This window comes from Xanthomonas sp. SI, assembly GCF_014236855.1.
Classification (GTDB): domain Bacteria; phylum Pseudomonadota; class Gammaproteobacteria; order Xanthomonadales; family Xanthomonadaceae; genus Xanthomonas_A.
Map to the genome: position 1 here is coordinate 4,231,787 of NZ_CP051261.1, position 20,624 is coordinate 4,252,410.

The 20,624-nt window shown below is 71.1% G+C and carries 10 protein-coding genes; all 10 read right to left on the reverse strand.

The window, feature by feature from the left end:
- Positions 1 to 5: 5 nt before the first annotated feature.
- The gene (locus HEP75_RS17930; RefSeq protein WP_185824412.1) at positions 6 to 1,586 is read right to left on the reverse strand and encodes an MBOAT family protein; all 1,581 of its coding nucleotides are present in this window, start codon (positions 1,584 to 1,586) and stop codon (positions 6 to 8) included.
- A 13-nt stretch (positions 1,587 to 1,599) separates the two neighbouring features.
- Complete coding sequence (locus HEP75_RS17935; RefSeq protein ID WP_255423896.1) at positions 1,600 to 2,724, reverse strand: cell division protein FtsQ; 1,125 nt, start codon at positions 2,722 to 2,724, stop codon at positions 1,600 to 1,602.
- 3 nt (positions 2,725 to 2,727) lie between these two features.
- Positions 2,728 to 3,720, reverse strand: coding sequence for a twin-arginine translocation pathway signal (locus HEP75_RS17940; RefSeq protein WP_185824413.1), 993 nt, complete (start codon positions 3,718 to 3,720; stop codon positions 2,728 to 2,730).
- A gap of 50 nt (positions 3,721 to 3,770) precedes the next feature.
- Complete coding sequence (locus HEP75_RS17945) at positions 3,771 to 6,605, reverse strand: hypothetical protein (RefSeq protein WP_185824414.1); 2,835 nt, start codon at positions 6,603 to 6,605, stop codon at positions 3,771 to 3,773.
- 4 nt (positions 6,606 to 6,609) lie between these two features.
- Positions 6,610 to 8,745, reverse strand: a complete 2,136-nt coding sequence (locus HEP75_RS17950) for a glycosyl transferase family protein (protein WP_185824415.1) — start codon at positions 8,743 to 8,745, stop codon at positions 6,610 to 6,612.
- A 6-nt stretch (positions 8,746 to 8,751) separates the two neighbouring features.
- Positions 8,752 to 10,971 (reverse strand): hypothetical protein, encoded by a 2,220-nt coding sequence (locus HEP75_RS17955; protein ID WP_185824416.1) that lies wholly within the window; start codon positions 10,969 to 10,971, stop codon positions 8,752 to 8,754.
- Positions 10,968 to 12,152 (reverse strand): UDP-N-acetylglucosamine 2-epimerase (non-hydrolyzing), encoded by a 1,185-nt coding sequence (gene wecB / locus HEP75_RS17960; protein WP_185824417.1) that lies wholly within the window; start codon positions 12,150 to 12,152, stop codon positions 10,968 to 10,970. The genes HEP75_RS17955 and wecB overlap by 4 nt, the downstream gene beginning before the upstream one ends.
- A gap of 475 nt (positions 12,153 to 12,627) precedes the next feature.
- A complete protein-coding gene (locus HEP75_RS17965) occupies positions 12,628 to 17,133 on the reverse strand; it encodes a cellulose synthase subunit BcsC-related outer membrane protein (protein WP_185824418.1) in 4,506 nt (1,501 codons plus the stop codon).
- Complete coding sequence (gene bcsZ, locus HEP75_RS17970; RefSeq protein WP_185824419.1) at positions 17,121 to 18,284, reverse strand: cellulose synthase complex periplasmic endoglucanase BcsZ; 1,164 nt, start codon at positions 18,282 to 18,284, stop codon at positions 17,121 to 17,123. Before bcsZ ends, HEP75_RS17965 begins: the two co-directional genes overlap by 13 nt.
- On the reverse strand, positions 18,281 to 20,599 hold the full coding sequence (gene bcsB, locus HEP75_RS17975; protein WP_185824420.1) for a cellulose biosynthesis cyclic di-GMP-binding regulatory protein BcsB: 2,319 nt from the start codon (positions 20,597 to 20,599) through the stop codon (positions 18,281 to 18,283). Before bcsB ends, bcsZ begins: the two co-directional genes overlap by 4 nt.
- Positions 20,600 to 20,624: the final 25 nt, after the last annotated feature.

A 20,624-nucleotide genomic window follows, 5' to 3' on the forward strand; every position in this document is an offset into this window, starting at 1 on the left:
CCTTGTCAGAACTGGAAATAGAGGAAACGCGATGCCTTGTGCAGGCTCGACAGGCACAGCGCGAGCAGCGCCAGCATGGCCAGCAGCCACGGCAGGTTCCGCTGCCAGCGCATCCACGCGCGCGGCGCCGGGCTCGGCTTGGCCAGCGCGGGCGAGTACACGCCCATGATCTGGTGCGCATTCGGCGCCAGCCACACGATCGCCAGCAACGCCGCGACGTAGAGCGCCTGCAGGTGGTGGCCGATCAGCAGGCGCCAGGCATCGCCCAGGTCCATGCCGGCGACAAGGCCGACGCCGTACAGGCTTTCCACGCCGCGCAGCCCGGCCATGCCCTGCACCAATCGCCAGGCATCGCCCACCCCGTCGGCGCGGAAGAAGGCCTGCGCCACCAGCACCGCGGCGAAGGTCAGCACCAGATAGCCCGCATGCTGCAGTGGCCTGGGCGTGCGCAGCGCCGCCGGTTTGCGGCCGACGACGAAGATGCGCCAGGCATGGTTGATCGCCAGGTAGGCGGCATGCAGCAGGCCGAAGATCAGGAACTGCAGGCCGGCGCCATGCCAGATCCCGGCCAGGCCCATCGCCCACACCGTGGGCAGCACGATCAACGACGCGAAGCCGCCCGCCGACGCCACCGCGGCCGGGCCGCTGGCGCGCCCGTGGCGGCTGCGCCAGCGGGTCACCGCCATCGCCACCGGGTAGTACAGGTAGGCGGTGATGTAGCGGGTCAGGGTCATGTGCCAGCGCGACCAGAACTCGATCACGCTGGTCGCCTTGTACGGCGAGTTGAAGTTGAGCGGGAAACGGATGCCGAACATCCGCGCCAGCCCCAGCGCCATGTCCGAGTAGCCGGAGAAATCGAAGTACAGCTGCAGCGCGTAGCTCAGCGCGGTGGCCCAGGCGCCCCACAACTGCAGCTCGCCGGTGCTGGCGAAACCGGCGTCGGCGTACGGCGCGATGCTGTCGGCCAGCAGCACCTTCTTGGCCAGGCCGATCACGAACAGCATGCCGCCGACCGACAGGTTGTCGGCGTGGAAACGGTAGGTCTCGCGCCTGCTGAACTGCGGCATCATTTCCTTGTGGTGGAGGATGGGGCCGGCGATCAGGTGCGGGAAGAAGGTCACGAACAGCACGTAGCTGAGCGGGCTGCGGTCGTTGACCAGGCCGGCGCGGCAGTCGAGCAGGTAGCCGATCTGGGTGAAGGTGAAGAAGGAAATGCCCAGCGGCAGGATCAACGCATCCATCGGGCCGATGTCCACGCCCAGGCCGTGCACGAAGGTGACCATCGCCGCGATGTACTTGTAGTGCACCAGCAGCGCCAGGTCGGCGGCCACGCCCAGCGCGACGACCAGCAATTGCAGGCGTGGCCGCCTGGCCAGCGCCAGCACGCTCAGGCTGACCATGTAATTGAACGCGATCGAGCCGAGCAGCAGCACCACGAACTGCGGGTTCCACCAGCCGTAGAACACGATCGAGGCCACGCACAGCCACAGCGCGGCCAGGCGCGGCTGCAGCGCACCGAGCAGGTAGTGCACGCCCAGCGCGATCGGCAGGAACAGCAGCAGGAACAGGAAGGAGTTGAACAGCATCGTCGGTCGGCGCTCAGTCGATCCCGGCCAATGCCGCCTGCTCGCCATCGGTCAGCGGCAAGGACAGGGCCATTTCGGAAAATTCCCAGATCACCAGCTTCAGGCTCGGCGGCCATTGCGCGCGCTGCGGCCAGGCCGCCAGCAGCGCGCCGGAGAACTGGCCGCCGTCCAGGCTCTGGTTCCACACTTCGCGGCCCAGGGCATTGCCCAGGCGCTCGCCGAACAGGCTGCGGCGCCCGTTTGAGCTGCCCAGCAGCAGCACCTCCACCGGTGGCGTGTCGTCAAGCAGACCGCCACTGCGCAGTGGTGCGATGGTCTGCTCCGGTTCGCGATCCAGCGCCGGGCGCCATGCCGGCGGTGCGTGCTCCAGGCCGGCCAGCACGATCAGGTCGCCCATCCGCGGGGTCGGCGCGCCGGGCGCAGCGACCGCGAAGGCCTGCCCGCCGCGCCCGCCGAGCAGCGGCAGCGCGGAGGCGGCCACCGCATCGGCCGCGCGCTGCGCGCCGATCCGGTTCATGTGCACGTCGGTACGGAAGAACACCGGCGCGTCGCCGGCCTGCAGCACCGGCAGCAGGTCGGTCGAGGCCACGCCCGCCGCGGCCAGCGCCTGTTGCCATTGCCCCAGCCGCGCGCGCATCGGCGCCGAATAGCCCAGGCCGCAGGTGTGCGCCTGCTCGATCCGCGACTTGTCCGGCACCACCACCACCAACAACTGCACGCCCTGCGCCTGCAACTGCCGCGACCAATGCCGCATCAGCCGCACGCGCTGCGCGAACACCTCCGCGCCGGCCGCCGCCGGCGGACGCAGGCCATCGCGGTAGAACAACCAGCCGGGGCAGCCCAGCGCGACCTGCGGCCCCGCATCGCCGAGCAGCCGATAGCGCAACGCCGCGCCGACTAGGTCGGCGCGCGCCTGCAGCGGCAACTGCAACGCCGCATCGATCGCACGGCCGGCCTCGCCATCGCTCCAGCGCGCCGGCGCCAGCGCCGCCGCCGGTAGCGGCGCGCGGCCCAGCATCCAGCCACCGGACAGCAGCCCGGCGACCAGCAGCATCATCACCACCGCAGCGGTGGTCACATGCGCACGCGCTGGGGCCGCCGCAGGCAGGGGCGCAGGCGCGCCGGGACGTGCAGGCATCGGCTACTTTCCCACGGCCTTGTGCAGGCGCGCCTGCCACTGCGCCGCGCTCATGATCGAGGCGTTGTCCCACTGCCCGCGCGCATCCGGGCCCTGCGCATAGGACGGCTCGAACATCTGCCACACCAGCACCTGCGGCCTGGCCTTCTGGAACTCGGGCGATTCCAGGTATTCCAGCAGCATCGCCCAGGGACCGACGTTGCCGGGCTTCCAGTTCACCGAGACCGGGCGATCGAGCAGGTTGGACAGTTTCTGCGGGAAGCCGAAATACGGCTGCACCATGCTGTGCCCGGTGACATGCAGCGGCGACGGCGCGTCGTCCAGCAGGGTCTGCTGCTCGGACTGGCGGCGCACGGTGAAGGTGTCGCGGCCGATCGCCTTGCGCTGCGCATCGGTCAGGAACAGTTCGGCCAGATCGCCGAAGCGGCGCTCGGTGATCTCGCTGCCCAGGGCCATGCCGGTGCCGTCCTGGCCGTGCAGCCGCGGCACCCGCTGGCGCACCTGCGCGGCCACCGCCACCGCCACCGCGTCGGCCGCCGGCTGGGTCCAGTGCTGGTCGCTGCGGTAGAACACCTCCTGCCCGCCCTGTTTGACCTGGCGCAGCACCTGCAGCGCATCCACCGCCGGCACCTGCGCCTTGCCCAGGCCATCGTGGATCAGCGCATAGCGCCCGCGCACCGCATCGCTCATGCGCTTGCCGTCGGGCAGCTTGTCCTCGTAGAACAGCGCCTTGTCCGGCAACACCAGCACGTCCAGTTCGACGCCGGCCGCGGCCAGCGCGGTACGGGCTTCGGCGATCAACGCGGTGTTGCGTTCGATCGCCGCGCCATCGACCTCGGTCAGGCTGCCCCAGGCAGGGAACAACCAGCCGTCCTTGCCGACCAGCACGATCGAGGAATCCTGCGCGGCGGCGGCGGCCGGAGCCGGAGCCTGGGCCAGCGCCGGCACGGCGGCGAATGCGCACAGCAGGCCCAGCCACAGGGCGCGGGTACGCATGGGAACAATCGGGGCGACAGCATCGGTCATGGCGGTTCTTTCGGCAGGTGTCAGTAGTTGAAGGTGGCGGTGGCGAACAGGCCCTTGGCGCGCTGGGAATCGCCGCCGCCGAACGCGAAGCGGTACTGCACGCTCAGGTCCAGCGAGGAGCGCGCCGCGTTGTAGCGGTCCTCGCGGAACCAGTAGCGCACGCCGAGGCCGGGGCCGGCGCCCAGCGACCAGCTGCGATCGGTGTCGGACAGGGCGAACGCCTGCTCGCCGATCAGCGGGTAGTCGATGCCGCTGACCCGCGAGCGCTGGTCGAGCCAGTCCGCGGCCACCACCAGATACGGATTGAGCACCCAGCGGGTCTGCTCGGCGCCGAACCGGTAGCTGCGGCCGGCACGCAGTTCCGCGGCGGCGAAGGCTTGCGTGCGGTGCAGGCGGCCATCGGAGTCGAGCAGGGTTTCGACCGGCTCGCCGCCGGCGTCGAGCCGATCCACGCTGAAGCGCGCGCGGTTGTCGTCCCAGCTGTAGCCGGCCTGCGCATAGCCGCTCAGCGTCCACCACTGGTTCACGTCGGTGCGCACGCCGGTGCCGTGATAGAAGCCGTAGGTCAGGTACGACATCCAGCCGCCGGCATGGCCGTCCAGGCGATAGCGCGCCAGCGTGTTGATCTGCTGCGGCTGGTTGGAATCGCGCTGGATGCGGCACTGGATCGCGGCCGCGTCCGGATAGACGCCGCCGCTGCGGGTGCCGCTGCCGAGGAACTGGCGGCGCTCGATGCCGGCGCTCAGGCCGGTGCGGCCGAACGCGTAGCGCACGCCGAACGATCCGACGGTGGAGGGCCAGCCGGCGCTCGAACGCGAGCGGCTCAGGCGCTCGGCGCGGGCGCGCGCGTCCTCTGTGGCTTCGCCGGTGCACGGGTCCACGGCGCGCACCGATTCGAACGTGCCGCCCTCGTCGTACAGCGTGTTGGCCGCGCGCGCATACGCTTCCAGCGTGCCATGGCGGTTGTTGAGCGCCGCGGGCCGCCAGAACGCCTCCAGGGTGCTGAACACCGAATCGCCCGGGGTGCTGATCGCCGTGCCGCCCAGGTTGCTCGCAGCCTGGCGCGCGCCGCGGTAGCCAGCCGAGGCGGTGATGCCCCACTCGCGCCCGAGGTTGGCGATCGAACTGCGCGTGTTGTAGCGCTGCGCCTTGTCCAGCGGCAACGCGCCCTGGTCGGCGCGGTCGATCGCGCTGCGCAGCAGCGCCACCGCCTGTGCGTTGTCGCCGTTGGCGGCGCTGGCATAGGCCTGGTCGAGCACCACGCTGGGCGGCGCCTTGCCGGTGGCCTCGGCCGCGCGGAAATCGTCGAGCGCCTGCGCCGGTTGCCCGTCGCGCTGCTGCAGGTAGCCGCGCTGCATCAGCAGTCCGGCATCGGCCGGGCGCTGGCCCAAGGCGCTGTCCAGGCGCTGCCGTGCCTGCGCGCGTTGCGCGCGGTCGCCGGCCGCCAGTGCGGTGGTGAGCAGGTTCTGCAGGCTGGCGTTGTCCGGGTTCTCCTGCAGCGCTCGCTGCGCTTCGCGGATGGCCTCCTGGTAATCGCGCCGTCCGTAGGCGGCGTAGGCGCGCTGCGCGGCGCTGCCGGTGCCCTGCAGGTCGGCCGGCGTCAGTTCGCACTGGGTGCCGTAGGGCGTATCGCGGCATTGCTGGAACGGCGCCGGGTACGTCGCCAGGGTCAGCGACGGCGCCGGGCGCGCGCTGCGCAGCGCCTTCTCGCGCTGGGCGATGGCCTGGCCGAACTGCTTGCGCGCAGTCTCGTCCGCGCCGGCCAGCGGATCGGCCTGCAACGGCTGCAGCAGGCGCGCGGCACGTGCACGATCGCCCGCGGCGATCGCCGCATCCACCGCCAGCAGGCGCACGTTGCGCTGCTGCTGCGGATCCAGCCAGTCCTGGCGCAGGGCCGCGTCGAAATCGGCATTGGCCTGCTCGCTATGCAACTGGCGCTGGCGCAGATACGCGCGCATCACCAGCGCCACGGTGTCTTCGCTGTCGTTGTCCAGTGCCGCGTCGGCGGTGGCCTCGGCGGCGGGCAGTTGTCCGTCCAGCAGTTGCGCGGTCATCAGCAGCAGGCGATGCGAGGCCACGTCCGGCGCATACGCCACCGCTTGCCGGGCGTACCCGGCGGCGGTGGCGAAGTCCTGTTCGATCAATGCCTGGTAGCCCTGCTGCGCCGGCTTGACCGCGCGCTGGCGGCCCAGCGCCACGCGCTTGGCCTGCAGGTCGGCGACATTCGGCGCGCCCAACTGGATCGCCGCGGCGGCGGCGGCCTCGGCCTGTTCGAACTGCTGCCGGGCCTCCAGCGCGGCCACCCACAGCACCGCCCAGGCGCCCTGCTGCGGCTGCTGGCGGAAGGCCTGTTCGGCCTTGTCCGCGGCCTCGGCCATGCGATCGTTGTTGTAGGCGTCGTAAGCCTCGGTAGCGAGCGCAAACGCACGCCGGTAGGCCTGCTCGGCCGCGCTCGGATGCGCAGTGGCGCGTGGCGCGGGTGCGCCGCCGGCGCGCGCGGCCGCCGCCGTGGCGGGTGCCGCGTTCGCGCCTGCCGCCAAGTGCGGCAATGCCGGATCCTGCAGCCCATCGGCGAGCGCACGGCGCGCCTGCGCGCGCGCTTCGTCGCCGCGGCCCAGCTTCTGCAGCGCGTAGATCTGCAACAGGCGCAGGCGCAGCACGTCCGGGCGCAGCCGCGCCGCTTCGGCGGCCTGGCGGCTGGCCTGCGGGTAATCGCCGCGGGCGTAGGAGGCGTAGGCGTCCTCGGCGATGCGGTAGGCGGCGCCGGCCAGCGGCAGTTGCTGTGCGTGCGCGGTGGCGCTGCCCAGGCCGAGCAGGCTCAGCGCGATCACGCTGGAGAGCAGGCTGATTCTCATACGCTCAGCTCTCCGCCAATGCTGTACTGGGATTGGCCGCACGGCGATGCTGCTCGCGTACGGCGGCGGCGATCGCCGCCTGGGTGGCGACGCCTTGCTTCACCAGGTGATCGCCGATGCGGCCGTCGCGTTGCGGCCGGTATTCGTCCAGCACGCGTTCGAACTGGTCGCGCGCGATCAGGCGCAGTTCCACCAGCAGATCGCCCAGCAGCGGCACCGCGTCGACGCGGTAGCTTTCGCCGCTGATCAGGCGCAGGCCGGCGTTGATTTCGCTTTCGCGCGCGATCGCCTGCCTGAGCACGCTCGCGTCCAGGTCGTGCAGCAGCCGCGTCTGCTCTTCTTCGGACAGCGCATTGGAGACCGCGACCGCCACTTCGCCAAGCGTGTCCGACGGCAACGGCAGCAGCCGCCATTGCACGCAGGCCTGCACCGACAACGGGAACCGCCCGGCCTGCAGATACGCCACGTCGATCGCCGCGCGCGGCAGATCGCCCTGGAAGGCGATGGCCTCGGCCAGGGTTTCGTCGTCCAGCCAGCCCTGCGCCACCAGGATCCGGCCCAGCGGTTGCTGGCGCCCGCCCTCCTGCTGCCGCAGCGCCTGCACCAGGCGCTCGGGCTCGACCGCTTCCCAGGTTGTGAGCAGTTCGCCCAGGCGCCTGCGCGTATGCACCAGCTGCGCGGCGCTGGGGAAATCGTGCATGGTCTTGTCCCACACCATGCGCTTGCCGAACAGCAGGTACAGCAGGAACAGGCGCCAGGCGCGCGCGGTGGCCATGAAGTTGATCATGTTGCCGACCACCATGCGCGGGATCGACATCAGCGCGTGTTCCCAGCCGTACAGGCGGTTGACGAAGTAGAAGCGCTGCGCCACGCGTGTGGCCAGCGCGGCGGTGGTCAGCAGCGCCACGTTCATCTGCCAGGTGCCGCGCTGGAAGATGGTCGGGAACTGGGTGTCCCACGCGCCGGCGATCTTGAGCAGCCAGAACAGCAGCAGCTGCAGGAAGATCAGATAGGCGAAGACGCTGACGAACGAGGTGACGATGCCCTTGCGGTCGCGCGCGAGCAGGTACTTGGTCGCCAGCGAACCGCGCCAGCCCAGCGTTTCCCAGCTCTGCAGGCCGATGCCCAGCACCCAGCGCGCCTTCTGCCGGTACGAGGCGCGGAAGTTGTCGGGGAAGTATTCGCGCACGCACAGCGCCATGTGCAGGGTGCGCTCGCGCACCGGGCCCCAGCCGAACCACGACGGGCGGCGCACGCGGAACTGCACCGGGAAGCGCGCGAAGATCGAGTGCATGCCCATCGCCGCCAGGCGTGCGCCGACGTCGTAGTCCTCGGTCAGGCTGTCGGTGTTGAACGGTTGGTTGTCGCTGGCCTCGCTCAGCGCCAGCAGCGCCTTGCGCGAGAAACAGGTGCCGACGCCGGCCGACGGCACCATGCCGGACACGCTTTCGCGCACCACCAGGTCCTTGGCGTGCCATTCGGCGAACTCGTCCATGTACACGCCGGCCACCAGCTCGTACCACTCGCGGTCCAGCGAGGTCACCGGCAACTGGATCATGTCCTTGCGCGGCAGCAGGTAGTTGAAGAAGCGCAGCTCCATCGGGTGCAGCACGTCTTCGCTGTCGTGCAGGACCACGCCGGCGAACTCGATGTCGTTCTGCTTCTCGTACTCGAAGATCGCCAGCACCAGCCAGTTCAGGCAGTCGGCCTTGCTGGTCGGGCCGTCGTGCGGCACCTCGATGCGGCGCATGCGCTTGTAGCGGCGGCGCATGCGCTCCACTTCGGCGATGGTCTGCTCGTCGTTGGGATAGGTGCCGACGAAGACCATGTAGTCGTGGTAATCGAGCACGTCGATCATGTTCTCGACCATCTGCCCGATCACGTCGAACTCGGCCCAGGCCGGCACCATGATCGCCAGGGTCTGTTCCGGGCGCTGCAGCAGATCCTGCTGGGTCAACGGCCGGTATTCGCTGCGTTGCTTGACGACCACGCTGCGCCAGATTTCGCGCACCCAGTACCAGGCATCGATGAACAGGTCGTCGAGGCTGGAGATCAGGATCACCACCGCGACCACCACCGCCGCCGTCTCCAGGAAGGCGTAGTAGTTGGCCAGGTGGATGTTCCAGTACAGGCTATCCACGTGCGATCAGTTCCCGCTCTGCGCGGAGCGGCGGCGGCGACGGACCTGCACCACGCGCGCGGCCAGCAGCATGAACGCGATCACCCCCACCAGCACCACCAGCCACACCATGTGCTGCTGCCACAGCGGCTCCGGATTGCTCTGCTCGGCCATGCGCGCGCCGGTCGGGTCCTGCCCGTCGAAGTCCTGCACCACGCCGCTGGCATCCAGCAGCGCCAGGTTGCCGCGGATCAGCCGGAACGGTTCGGCGATCTGCGGTCCCTGCGTGCCCAGCTCGCGGTAGATCACTCCGGTGTTGGCGCCGCTGCCGACCACTTCGACCAGGGCGGCGCGGTCGAGCCCGGCCAGGTCCAGCAGCACCTGCTTGCCCGGGCCGGACACCACCAGCTTGCCGTCGCGCACCGCCCCGCTCTGCGCCAGCCCCTGCGGCGCCAGCACGAAGCTGAGATAGGGACCGGTCGGCGCGATCGCGGTCTTGGCATCGCCGACCTTGAGCGAGGCCTGCATCGGCGAGGCGCCGGTCGCGCCGGCGAGATGGATCACCTTGGCCAGCGACGCCGGTGCGTCCTGCAGCCAGGCGCTGGGCACGAACACCTCGTGCGCGCCGGCCAGCTGCGAGGCCGCGCCGACGAAATCGGCGGCGAGGCTGCGCTCGGCAAGACGGATGTGGCTGCTGGGCAGCACCGACACCGGGTAGCCGGTGGCCGGATCGTGGCAGTACGGACGCGCCGGCTGGCGCAGGAAACTGATCCGCACCTGGTTGCGCGCGGCCAGCGCGTAGCTCGGCACCTTGGCGACCAGCCGCTGCGGCTTGCCGTCGGCGGCCAGCACCTTGGCGCCCAGCAGGTAGTCGTTGAAGAAGATCGAGGCGACCGCGCCCTGCCCGGCCGGGTTCGGCGCCGCGCTGACGTCGATCACCACTTCGCTGGGCAGGCGCCCCTCGCTGGACAGCGCGCCCAGGTCGAAGTTCGCGGTGCGGTCGCCGCGCGAGACGATGTCCAGGGTCCCGGCCATGTCGCCGAGGCGGCCGAGCAACACCACGTCCTTGTCGGCCGGCGGCAGCAACGCCGTGCTGACCAGCAGCGCACTGCCCTGTGCATAGGCGCGCCATTGCTGGGTCAACAGACCGGCGACCTTGGCGCCGGCGCCGCTGGCGACCAGCAGGGTCGGATGCCCGCCGACCAGCGCCACCTGCACCGACGCGGTGCCGGCCGGCTGTTCGAACCCGGCCATGTCGGCCTTGCGCCACGCGGCGAACGCGCCGGCCGCGTCCGGCGCGGCGCTGGCGACCTGGGTACCCAGCGCATCCAGCGCGGCGCGCACGCCGGCGCGCAACGGATCGCTCAGCACCGCCACGTCGACCGCGAGCGGACCGCCATCGCCGAGCGACAGCAGCGCGCCGACTTCGGCCAGGCTGCCGATGCGGTGGCTGGCGCTGCCATCGGACAAGGCCGCATAGGCGGGGATGCCGGCCAGGCTGGCCGGGATCGCCAGCCCGCGCAGGTCCACGCTCGCGCCCACTGCCGGCAGCGCGACCACGTCGACACGCTTGCCGCCGTTCTCCAGCGCCGTGCCCACGCGCCAGGCGGTGTCGTAGCTCTGCACGCTGGTGGCGCGACCCTCCACCAGCAGCCGCACGGTGGCCGGCAACGCGCCCCAGGTCTTGGCCACGGTGTCGATCGCGCGGCCGTCGAAGCGGTAGCTGAAGCGCGACTCCGGCGACAGCCGCAGCACGTTGGCCGGCGCGCTCTGGTCGGCGCACTCGTACTCGGAGACCACCGACCACCAGCCCACGCCGAAGCGCACGAAGCCGTTGGCGCGGGCGAAGCCGTCGATGCCGATGCGCTGACTGAGATCGCCCTGGGCATCGGTGATCGAACGCGCCGACACCGGGTCGCCGTCGATCGACAGCAGGCTGGAACTGCGCCCGGTGTGCCCGCGCACGTAGCGCGCATCGACCTGCAGTTGCGCATCGCGGGTCGCCACGCCGGCCGGCACCGGCAGGTAGATCTCGCGCTGGCTTTCCTGGCCGCTGAGCACCAGCGGCTGCTTGAAGCCGAGTTCGCGCAGGGTCATCGAGCGGGTGACCGTAGTGGCGCCGGCCCACTCGCCGAACTGGCCGGCGACGGAGTCGGCGGCAGCGGCAGGCGGCAGCGCGGTCGCCAGGACCAGGGCCAGCGGCAAGACCAGGGGAAAGCGTGCGGTAGGACGACGGGTCTGGGTCATGGCATCGATTCTGAAAAAAGAGGGAGGTGGGACACCGCCGCGGCACGGCCGGGCACGAAACTGTCGAAGGGCTGGCCGCGCAGCGCGGCCACGATCCGCGCCGCTGCGCGGCCATCGCCGTAGGGGCTGGCGTGGGGCAGGAACCGCGCGGGCCGCGCCGGCAGGTCGCAGGCCGCGGCGACCGCGGCCACGATCCGCGCCGGATCGGTGCCGACCAGGGTCACCACGCCGGCCTGGACCGCTTCGGGGCGCTCGGTGACCTCGCGCATCACCAGCACCGGCCGGCCCAGCGCCGGCGCTTCTTCCTGCACGCCGCCGGAATCGGTCAGCACCACGTGCGCGCGCTGCATCAGCCGCACGAAGGCGAGGTAGTCCTGCGGCGCAATCAGGTGCACGTTGTCCAGCCCGCCCAACTGCGCGTGGACCGGGCCCTGCACGTTCGGATTCAGATGCACCGGGTAGACGATCTGCAGGTCCTTGCGCTGCGCCAGTTCGGCCAGCGCGCGGCAGATGTTGGCGAAGCCGTCGCCGAAGCTTTCGCGGCGATGCCCGGTGACCAGCAGCAACTTGCGCCGCGGATCCAGGAACGGGAACTGCGCATCCACCGTCGCGCGCAGCGCGGCATCGCGATCGAGCCGATCGACAGTCAGTTGCAGCGCATCGATCACCGTGTTGCCGGTGACGCTGATGCGGCCGGACAGGTGCTCGCGCTGCAGGTTGTCGCGCGCGCTGGCAGTGGGCGCGAACAGATGGTCGGCGACCACGTCGATCACCCGCCGGTTCATTTCTTCCGGCCACGGCTGCTGCAGATTGCCGGTGCGCAGGCCCGCTTCGACGTGGCCGACCGGGATGCGCCGATGGAACGCGGCCAGCGCGGCGCTCATCGCGGTGCTGGTATCGCCGTGCACCAGCACGCGGTCCGGCTGCAATTGCGCGTACAGCGCATCGAGTTTGGCGAGCAGCCGCGAACACAGGCCGTTGAGGGTCTGGTCGGCCACCATCACATCGAGATCGTGATCCGGCTGGATCGCGAACAACGCCATCACCTGGTCCAGCATCGCCCGATGCTGTCCGGTGATACAGACCAGGGGCTCGATGTCCGGCGCGGCGCGCAACGCGCGGACCAGCGGCCCCATCTTGATCGCCTCGGGGCGCGTACCAAAAACGCAAAGAACCTTCACCAACCACTCCATTGGTCACCAACTAATGGTGACCATCGTCACACAAGATGTGCGAACTGGTGTGTACAAATCGTGCGGACTACAAGACGATGGTCAGCCTGATGCGGCGCATCGCCAAGCGCAGCGGGGCGTTTGGCCTCCGTCCTGCGTGGGTGAAAGCTTGAATTTGCAGGGCATATCGCCAGCCTCGCGCTGGCGTCGCACAGGTGCGTGCGCCGCCGGCGGCACCGCGTTCCGCCGTCTCGCCGTCGCTGCACAACCGCTTGAATGGTGCGGCGCAGCGAGATATCGACCCCGCGCATCGCGCTGGCAGATGCTCAGCTTCGAACCCTGCGGCCTTGCTTCGGGTGCCGAAGCAAGGCCGCTGTCTGGCGCTGGCATCGGAGCCGCAGCCCCTCCCTGCAGGGTGTGCGACCGCTGGTCGCAAGCCCTGCGCGAGCGACTTCGGTCGCGATGCGGGAAGCGCGCTCCCGCCCTACTCGCCCACGTACGGCGAGGCCAGCACCTGCGGGCGGCGGCCGAGGCCGGCGCCGAGCCGGTCGAGCACGAAGCGCACGTAGAGGTTGGTGCTGAACTGGTTGTAGTCGCGGGCGTTGTTGAAGATCAGCCGCCCGCCCAGGAACAGCTGCGGGGCCAGTTGCCACTCGGCCGCGCCGGCGACGTTGTAGGACACGCCGGTCTTGCTCTGCCCGGCGTAGACCGGCGCGGTGTAGGTGTCCACCAGGCCCAGCAGCGCGGCCAGCGATGCGGCGTCGTAGGCGTCCTGCTGCATCTGCGCGCTGGTCGGGAAGTAGTTGCTGTCGTCGCTGCGGAAATGCTGCACGCCGACGCTGGCGTCCACGCTCCAGTTGACCTTGCGCCCGGACGAACGCCCGCTCCAGTGCACCGGGAAGCCGAGATCGACGTAGTCCTGCGGGCTGAAGTAGCCGCCCTGGCCGTAGGTGTAGCCGCTCAGGTTCTTGTCGTACTGCATCGCGGTCAGGTTGAGGCCGGCGGTCAGCGACTGGTTCTCGGTCTCCAGCGCGTGCACGTACACGCCCAGGTCCACCTGGCGGTGGTCGTTGTCGGCGACGTTGTGGCCGACCAGGCGATCGGCGGTCAGGTTGGCGTAGCCGCCGAGCAGGCCGTTGTCGAGCGTGGCCGACAGGCGCACGCCGTTGCTGGTCACCCCGCCCCAGCTGAGCCCGGCGCGGCCGTCGTCGACGCCGGCGAAGGACAGCAGGCTGTCGCTGACCGCGCGCCGGAACGCCTGGCCCGAATAGGTCAGGTTCTCGCCGATCTGGCCGCGGTAGCCGACGCCGCCGACGATGCGCTGCTCGGGGAAGCCGACCGGGGTGCTGCCGAGGTCGGCCGCGAAGCCGCCGTGCTTGTACTTCACCGACACGCCGACGCCGCTGGCGTCCTGGCCCATGCGCCGCGAGGCCGCGCCGTTGGCCGCCATCGTGTACAACGCCTGGCTGAAGCCGGCCGGGGTCAGGCTGGCCGCGGTGGTGTTGGCGGCCAGCGCCTGGAAGCGGGCGATGTCGGCCGCGCTGAGATCGGCGCTGCGCGAGGCGTCGCCGAGGATGTTGCTGGCCAGAGTGCTGATCGACACGTCCGCGGCGACGTTGCCGAGCAGGAACGCCGACAGCGGCTCGGCGTACAGCGCCTGCAGCGCCGCGGCTTCGCGCTGCGCGTTGGTCAAGGTGGCGTCGGTGTCGTTGTACAGCTCGTTGTACAGGCCGGTGTTCACTGCATAGGTGCGCAGCGCGTTGCGGGTGGCGTTGGTGTCGCCCTCGGTGAGCAGCAACTGGTACAAATCGCTGCCGATCAGCTCGTTGACCGGGGTGCGATCGGCGGCCAGCGCATCGCCCATCGCCGCGGTCGGGCCGGCGCCGAAACGGCTGGCGGTGGAATAGGCGGTGTCGAGCGTGCCGGCGTCGAGCAGGGTCGGGGTGACATCGACGCTGAGCTTGCCCTCGCCGACCGCGAATTCGCCGTGCAGCGGCACTTCCAGATCGTTCAACTTGCCCAGTCCGGCCTCGCCGTCGCGCGCACGGTAGGTGGCGCCGGCGGCCAGGCTGTCGCTGTTCTCCGACTGCACTTCGCGCAGTTCGTCGAGCACCGTGCCGGTGCGCGCCGGGGTCGCCAGCGCCTGCGCCTGGCGCGCGCTGCCGGTGGTGGCGACGCGGTCGTCGGGATAGTAGGACGGGGCCAGGCTGGCCGCGGCCGGCGCGCGCTGGCCCGGCACCGGCAGTGCCGCCAACTGCACGCCGCCGGCCGCGCTGGCGGTGGCCGGCGGCGGCAGGTCGTCGCCGCCGCTGGCGTAAGCCGCGCCGGCACCGGCCGGCATCGCCGGGAGCGGAGCCTGGCCGGCCGCGGCATAGGCCGGCGCCGGATAGCCGCCGCCGAGGCTGTCGGAGACCACCGCCGGGCTGCGCGGCATGCGGCCGCTCATGCCGGCGAACGGGTTCAGCGGGCGCCCGGCGCCGGCGAAGGACGCCGGCCCGTTGGCCGCCGGCAGGCCGTTGTCGTGCTGGCCGGCCTCGCGCGCCTGCGCCGCCAGTGCGGCGCGGAAATAGCTCTCGGCCTTGCGGCTCTTGCCGGCGCTGCGGTACACGCGGCCGGCGGCGCTCAACACCGCCGGCGAATCCGGCGCCTGCGCCAGCGCGCGCTGCAGATAGTCCTCGGCGCTGTCCAGGTCGCGCAGCGCGGCGGCGGTGTTGGCCGCGGCGATCAGCGTGTCCAGGTCGTTGGGCGATTGCTGCAGCTGCTGCTGGTACAGCACCAGCGCCTGGCGCTGGTCGCCGGCACCGGCATACAGCCGCGCCAGCGCCGCCACCGCCTTCGGATCCTGGTTCTGCTGCGCCAGCAGCGGCGCCAGCGCGTCGTAGGCCGCTTCCAGGTTGCCCAGTTCGCGCAGCGCATCCACCTGGCGCAGCGTGTAGCCGCTGCGCAGCGCCTGGTAGCGGCGCTGCTGTTCGGCGTTCATGTCGGTGTCGCGCAACTGGCGCAGCGTGGCCGCCAGTTCCGCGTCCTGCTGCGCGCGCAGCAGCACGCTGGCGTACTGCAGCCGCGCCTCGGTGTTGGGGTTCTGCGCGACCAGGCGCTGCGCCAGGGTCAGCGCGCGCTGGTTGCTGCCGATGTCGGCGTAGGCGCCGGCCATCGATGCCAGCAGCGCCGGCTGTTCCAGCGCGCCGCCGAGCGCGGCCTCGGTGCGCGCCAGCAGCAGCTGCGCCTCGCCGGCGCGGCCCTGCTGTTGCAGCAGCCGCGCCTGCGCGGCCTGCTGCTCGACCCAGGCGGTGTTGCGCAGCGCGCTCATTTCCGCGGTCCGCGCCGCGCCGGGGACGCGTTCCAGGCTGGCGTAGGCGCTGGCCCAGTCGCCGCGTTCCTGCGCCAGCAACGCATTGGCGTACAGCGCCTCGGGCATGTCGCCATGCACCGCGAGCAGGCCATCCATCACGCTGCGCGCCTGGTCCGGACGCCCGGCCTGCTGGTACAGCCGCGCCAGGTCCAGCCGCACCCACGGATCGCCGGGACGCTCGACCATCGCCGCTTCCAGTTCGCTCTGCGCCGAGACCGTGTCGCCGGCCTCCAGCGCCTGCTTGGCGCGGGCGCGCTGCACGTTGGAGCGCAGCGTGGTTTCGCCGCCGGCCTTCTCGCGCTGCGCCGGACTGAGCTTGGCGAACAGCGCGCTGGCCTCGTCGGCGCGGCCCTGGCGGCTGTACAGGCCGATCAGGCCCTGCAACGCGCCGGCATTGTCGGCGCTCAGCGCCAGCGCCTGGCGATAACTGCGCTCGGCCGCGGCCGCATCGCTGGCCGCCTGCAGGTCGCCGAGCAGCACGTAGCCGGTGGCTTCGTTGGGCTGCAATTTGAGCGACTGCTGGGTCAGGCGCAGCGCTTCGTCGCTGTCGCCGCGGCCACGCGCGGCCTGCGCCTGCTGCAGTTGCAGCCAGTAGCGCGCGCTGTCCAGCGCCGAACGCCACTTGCCGTTGCCGGCCGCGGCCGGACGCAGCAGTTCCTGCGCCTCGCCGAAGCGTTGCTGGCGCAGGCGCACCGAGCCCAGGCCGCCGAGCGCGTCGGCATCGCGCGGACGCGCGCGCAGTACCTGGGTGAAGCGCTGCTCGGCCACCGCCAGGTTGCCGGCGTTGAGCGCCTTGAACGCCTCGCCGAGTTGTTCGCCGGCCGGATCGCCGGCCTGCGCGGCACGTTGCTCGCCCAGCTTGGTGGCCTTGGCGGCGACCTCGGCATCGTTCGGATTGGCCGCCAGGAACGCCTGGTACAGCGGCGCGTCGGCGTTGCCGGCATTGAGCCACAGCAGCGCCTGGCGCCAGGCTGCGCGTGCCGGGCCGCCGACATCGGGACGCTTGCTCATCGCGCCGAGCTGGGCGATGCCTTCGCGTCGCGACGGCTCGCGGTAGGTCAGCACCTGCGCCAGCGCCAGCGCCGCGGCGCCGTTGTTGGGCTGCGCGGCGACCAGCCGGCGCAGGCCGTCGCGGGCGCCGTCCCAGCCCTGCGGGGTGCCGGCCAGGGCCTGGTAGTACTCCAGCGCCAGGTGATCCGGCGGCGCCTTGCCGTCGAACAGCGCCTGGTACTCGCGCACCGCTTCCACGTAGCGTCCGGCCGAGGCGGCGCGGCGCGCGTTGCGCAGGTTGACGCTGTCGCCAGTGCCACCGATCGCCTGGCTCAGGCGCTGCGTCTGCGGCGCCTGCGGATGGGTGTTCTGCAACTGCTGCAGGCGCTTGCGCGCCTCGCCCTGGCGGCCTTGCGCCAGGTCGATCTGGGCCAGGCCGAGCAGCGCATCGGGCTGGTTCGGGTCGACCCGCAGCAGCTTGCGCCAGGTATCGGCGGCGAGATCGTCGCGGCCCTGGTCGTGCCAGTAGTTGCCCTGGCTGACCAGTTGCTGGGTGGCGTTGCCGGTCTGCGCGTGCGCGTTGCCGGCGAGCAGGCACAGGTCGATCATGCCGGCCAGGTAGAGAGGCTTGAGTTTCATGCGGAACATTGGGTTCTCCAGGCGGGCTGCAGCAGGCCGTCTGCGGAAAAGCGATAGCGGTTATCGAGCCAGCCGCGCCCGAACAGGACCAGCACCCGATCGTAATAGGGAAGTTTCGCCGCGGCGGCATCGCCGGGCGCGGGAATCAGTTGCGCCTGCGCCTTCAGCAGCAGCGGTTGGCGCAGCGCGCTCAGGTACGGCAGCAGCGCGGCGGCGAAGCCGGGCGGCGCGGTGCCGCTGCCGACGCCCAGGCGCGTGTCCACCTTCTCGCTGAAATGGCCCTGCGCCTGCAACTGCTGCAGCGGACCGGACAGGTCCTCGAGCAGGGCATTGCGCAGCGGTTCGCCGGCATCGAGCATGCCCGCCCACAGGTACACGCGGACCGCGTCGTAGCTACCCAGCGCACCCTTGCCCGGATCGACCGCGAACGCGCGGCCGTCCCAGCCGATCCAGTCCGGGGCGAACCCGACCGGCGCGCTGTCGCGCAGCAGGCGTGCGCTGCGCTGCGCCAGTCCGGCCCACGGCCCTTTCGGATCGGCGGCGGCGAACCGGCGCAGCAGCTGGATCGGCATGTAGCTGGGATTGAGCGTCCAGCGCGGCGGCTTGGCGAAGCCCTGCATCGCCGGCAACAGCATGCCGCCGAAGCCGGGCAATTCGGCCAGTTCGTGGCGCCGCACCAGCGCCAGCATCTGCATGCCGGCCTGGGTGTAGCCGGGGCGCTTCCACAGGCGTCCGGCCTCCAGCAGTGCGTAGGCGATCCACAGGTCGGCGTCGCTGGCGGTGTTGTCGTCGAGCACGCGCCAGCTGCCGTCGCCGGCGCGGCCCCACAGCCAGGCCGGCAGCACCTGTTGCGGGCGGCCGCCGCTGAGGTTGTGCCGGGTCCAGCCGAGCAGCCGGTCGAACAGCACCTGATCGTTGGCGACCAGCGCGAAGAACAGCGCATAGGACTGGCCTTCGGAGGTGCTGCGCTGGTCGGCGTTGCTGAAATCGATCACCCGCCCGCTGGCGTCGATGTGCTTGGCGACGAAGCCGGTCCACTCGCGCCACGGCGCGCAGGCCGCCGCTGCGGCGGCGGCCGGCAGCGATGGCAGCAGCGCCGCAGCGCCCGCGGCGAGCGCGCCGCCGAGCACGCGGCGGCGCTGTCGCGCGTGCGGGGTCATTGCCCTTCCCGCAACCGTTGCGCCGAGTGCCGGCGCAGCACCACGCGTGCGGCCAGCGCCAGCAGCAGGCTCAGCAGCACCACCGCCAGGCCGAGCAGCAGCGGATGCTGCGAGAAGTACCAGCGCGCCCAGGTCGGCAGCGGCAGGTGGCCGACGTAATAGGACTGGTTGCCGGCCAGGCTGCGGATCTTGCCCTGCTGCAGCAACACCACGCTGCCCTGGAAATCCTTCAGCGTGGCCGGCTCGAACCAGGCGTCGAACAGCTGGCCGACGCTGGCCGGGTCCTCGGCCAGCAGCGCGACCACGCTGCGCCCGGGCTTGAGCGGCGACTCGAAGCCCATCAGCACCACGTCGCCCGGGGCCGGCTTCACCGCCACTTCGGCGGTGGTCGGCAGGTCGGTGCGGCGCGCGTCGAAGGACAGGAAGCCGGGCAGCTTGTCCTTCACCCAGTCGGTCATCGAGAAGCGCCGGCCGGTGGCGCCGTCGCCGATCGGCAGGTACTCGCTCCAGCGCTGGAACAGCGGCTGCGAGCGCGAGGAGCCGAACACCAGCAGGTCGCTGTCGGCGTGCTGGTCCACTTCGCCGGCATGGATCAGGGTCGCGCGCAGCGCCGGATAGCCGGTGGACGCGCCGAGCTTGCCGAGCAGGGTCAGCAGGTTGGATACGTCCTGGTCGCTGGCTTCGTCCGGCACCACGATGGTGGATTCGGACAGGTCGGCCAGGCGCGTGAACGGATAGCCGGCATTGCCGAACGCGGCCAGGTTCGGCATCGCCATGTAGTGGTGGAACGAGCTCAGGTCCACGCTCGAATCGGCGTCGATCGCGCCGGACACGTCGGGGAAGGTGTTCTTGCATTCGCCGGCCTGCGGACGGTCGAAGAAGAAGTGGAAGCGCAACTGGCTGTTGGCCGAGAACGGGCCGGTCGGCAGCAGCAGTTTCTGCTCCACCGGCATCGCGCCCTTGGCCTTGAGGTCGTGCCACCACTGCAGCGGCAGCGATTCGGCATACGGACGCCCGCTCAGCGGCAGCGTGGTGACGAAGGCATCGTTGATGCTGACGTTGAGCGCGGACTTGTTGCGCACGTCCGGCACCGTGTAGCGGTAGCGCAGGTTGACCGGGATGCCGTCGCGCTGCCACACGAACAGGTCCGGCGGCAGCTGCAGGCCGACCCGGATCAGGTCCGGGTGATAGCCGCTGACGTTGAGCTGCGAGGTCTGCGCGACCAGGTCGGCGAAGCGCACCGGGCCATCGCTGGAAATCCAGTTCGGCGCATCGTAGGGCTTGCGCGGCTGCGCCTGCTTGAGCTCGCCGATCCTGGCCACGGCACCGTTGAACGGCGTGCCCAGCGCCAGCGCGGTGGCGGCCTGCTGCAGGTCGTTGTCGTTGCGGCCGAGCACCAGCAGCAGCTTGCCGGCCGGATCGCGCGGATTGGAAACCACCGCCAGGGTCGGGCCGGCGATCTCGCCCAGACCGTTCTCGGCGGTCGCCAGTTCGGCCGGCAGCGTGTTCGGGGTGGCGAACAGCACCGCGTTGCCGGTCGCCGGCACGTCGCCGATGGAGACGTTGAACACCGCGCCGCGGTAGCCGGCCTGCGCGCCGAACCACGAGGACACGATGCCGGCGCTGCGCAGCGTGGCCAGATCCGGACGCTGCGGGAACACGAACGGCAGTTCCAGCCGGCGCGTGTCGCGCTTGTCGTAGAACGGCACCGGCAGCAGCGCCAGGTCGTTGGCCAGCACCAGCGGCGTGGTGCTCAGCGACAGCCGCGTGGCCGGGTCGATGTTGGCCCACAGGCTGGTGTGGTCGGGATCCTCGCATTCGCGGGTGTAGTGCCCGATCAGCTGCAGGTTGAGCTGGTTGTAGTCGCTGACCAGGCGCGGATCGATCGGCACGTCGGTCTGCTGCAGCTTGCCGGCGTTCTCGCGGGTCACCGGCAGGGTCGCCACGGTGACGCCGTTGACGGTGACCTTCAGGTGCGACAGCTCCGGCAGCAGCGCCGGCGAGTAGCTGTAGCTCAGGTGCAGCGTCGCCGCCTCGACCACTTCGTCGGTGCGCGCGCTGAACGCCACGCCGGCGCTGCCCTGGATGCCGCGCAGGGTGATTTCGTAGTCCATGCCGAGCTGCTTCAGCGTCGCCGACCGCTCCTGCACGCCTAGTGTCGGTGCGGCGGGCGCCGGCGCGGCCGGTTCTGGCACCGTGGCCGTCGCGGCGGCGGCGGCGGGCGGCGCCGGAGTGGCGGGAAGCGTCGGTTCCTGCGCCAGCGCCAGGCCGGACAGGATGGTGAGACAGCACGCGGCCAAGGCAGGTAGGCGCATCGAGGGCAACCGGAAGAAAGAGGAA

What these genes read in the sequence shown, in the direction of transcription:
- HEP75_RS17965 (WP_185824418.1), bottom strand. Translation starts at nt 17,133, where the DNA reads ATGTTCCGCATGAAACTCAAGCCTCTCTACCTGGCCGGCATGATCGAC.
- HEP75_RS17940 (WP_185824413.1), bottom strand. Translation starts at nt 3,720, where the DNA reads ATGCGTACCCGCGCCCTGTGGCTGGGCCTGCTGTGCGCATTCGCCGCC.
- HEP75_RS17955 (WP_185824416.1), bottom strand. Translation starts at nt 10,971, where the DNA reads ATGACCCAGACCCGTCGTCCTACCGCACGCTTTCCCCTGGTCTTGCCG.
- HEP75_RS17930 (WP_185824412.1), bottom strand. Translation starts at nt 1,586, where the DNA reads ATGCTGTTCAACTCCTTCCTGTTCCTGCTGCTGTTCCTGCCGATCGCG.
- bcsZ (WP_185824419.1), bottom strand. Translation starts at nt 18,284, where the DNA reads ATGACCCCGCACGCGCGACAGCGCCGCCGCGTGCTCGGCGGCGCGCTC.
- HEP75_RS17945 (WP_185824414.1), bottom strand. Translation starts at nt 6,605, where the DNA reads ATGAGAATCAGCCTGCTCTCCAGCGTGATCGCGCTGAGCCTGCTCGGC.
- HEP75_RS17935 (WP_255423896.1), bottom strand. Translation starts at nt 2,724, where the DNA reads ATGCCTGCACGTCCCGGCGCGCCTGCGCCCCTGCCTGCGGCGGCCCCA.
- bcsB (WP_185824420.1), bottom strand. Translation starts at nt 20,599, where the DNA reads ATGCGCCTACCTGCCTTGGCCGCGTGCTGTCTCACCATCCTGTCCGGC.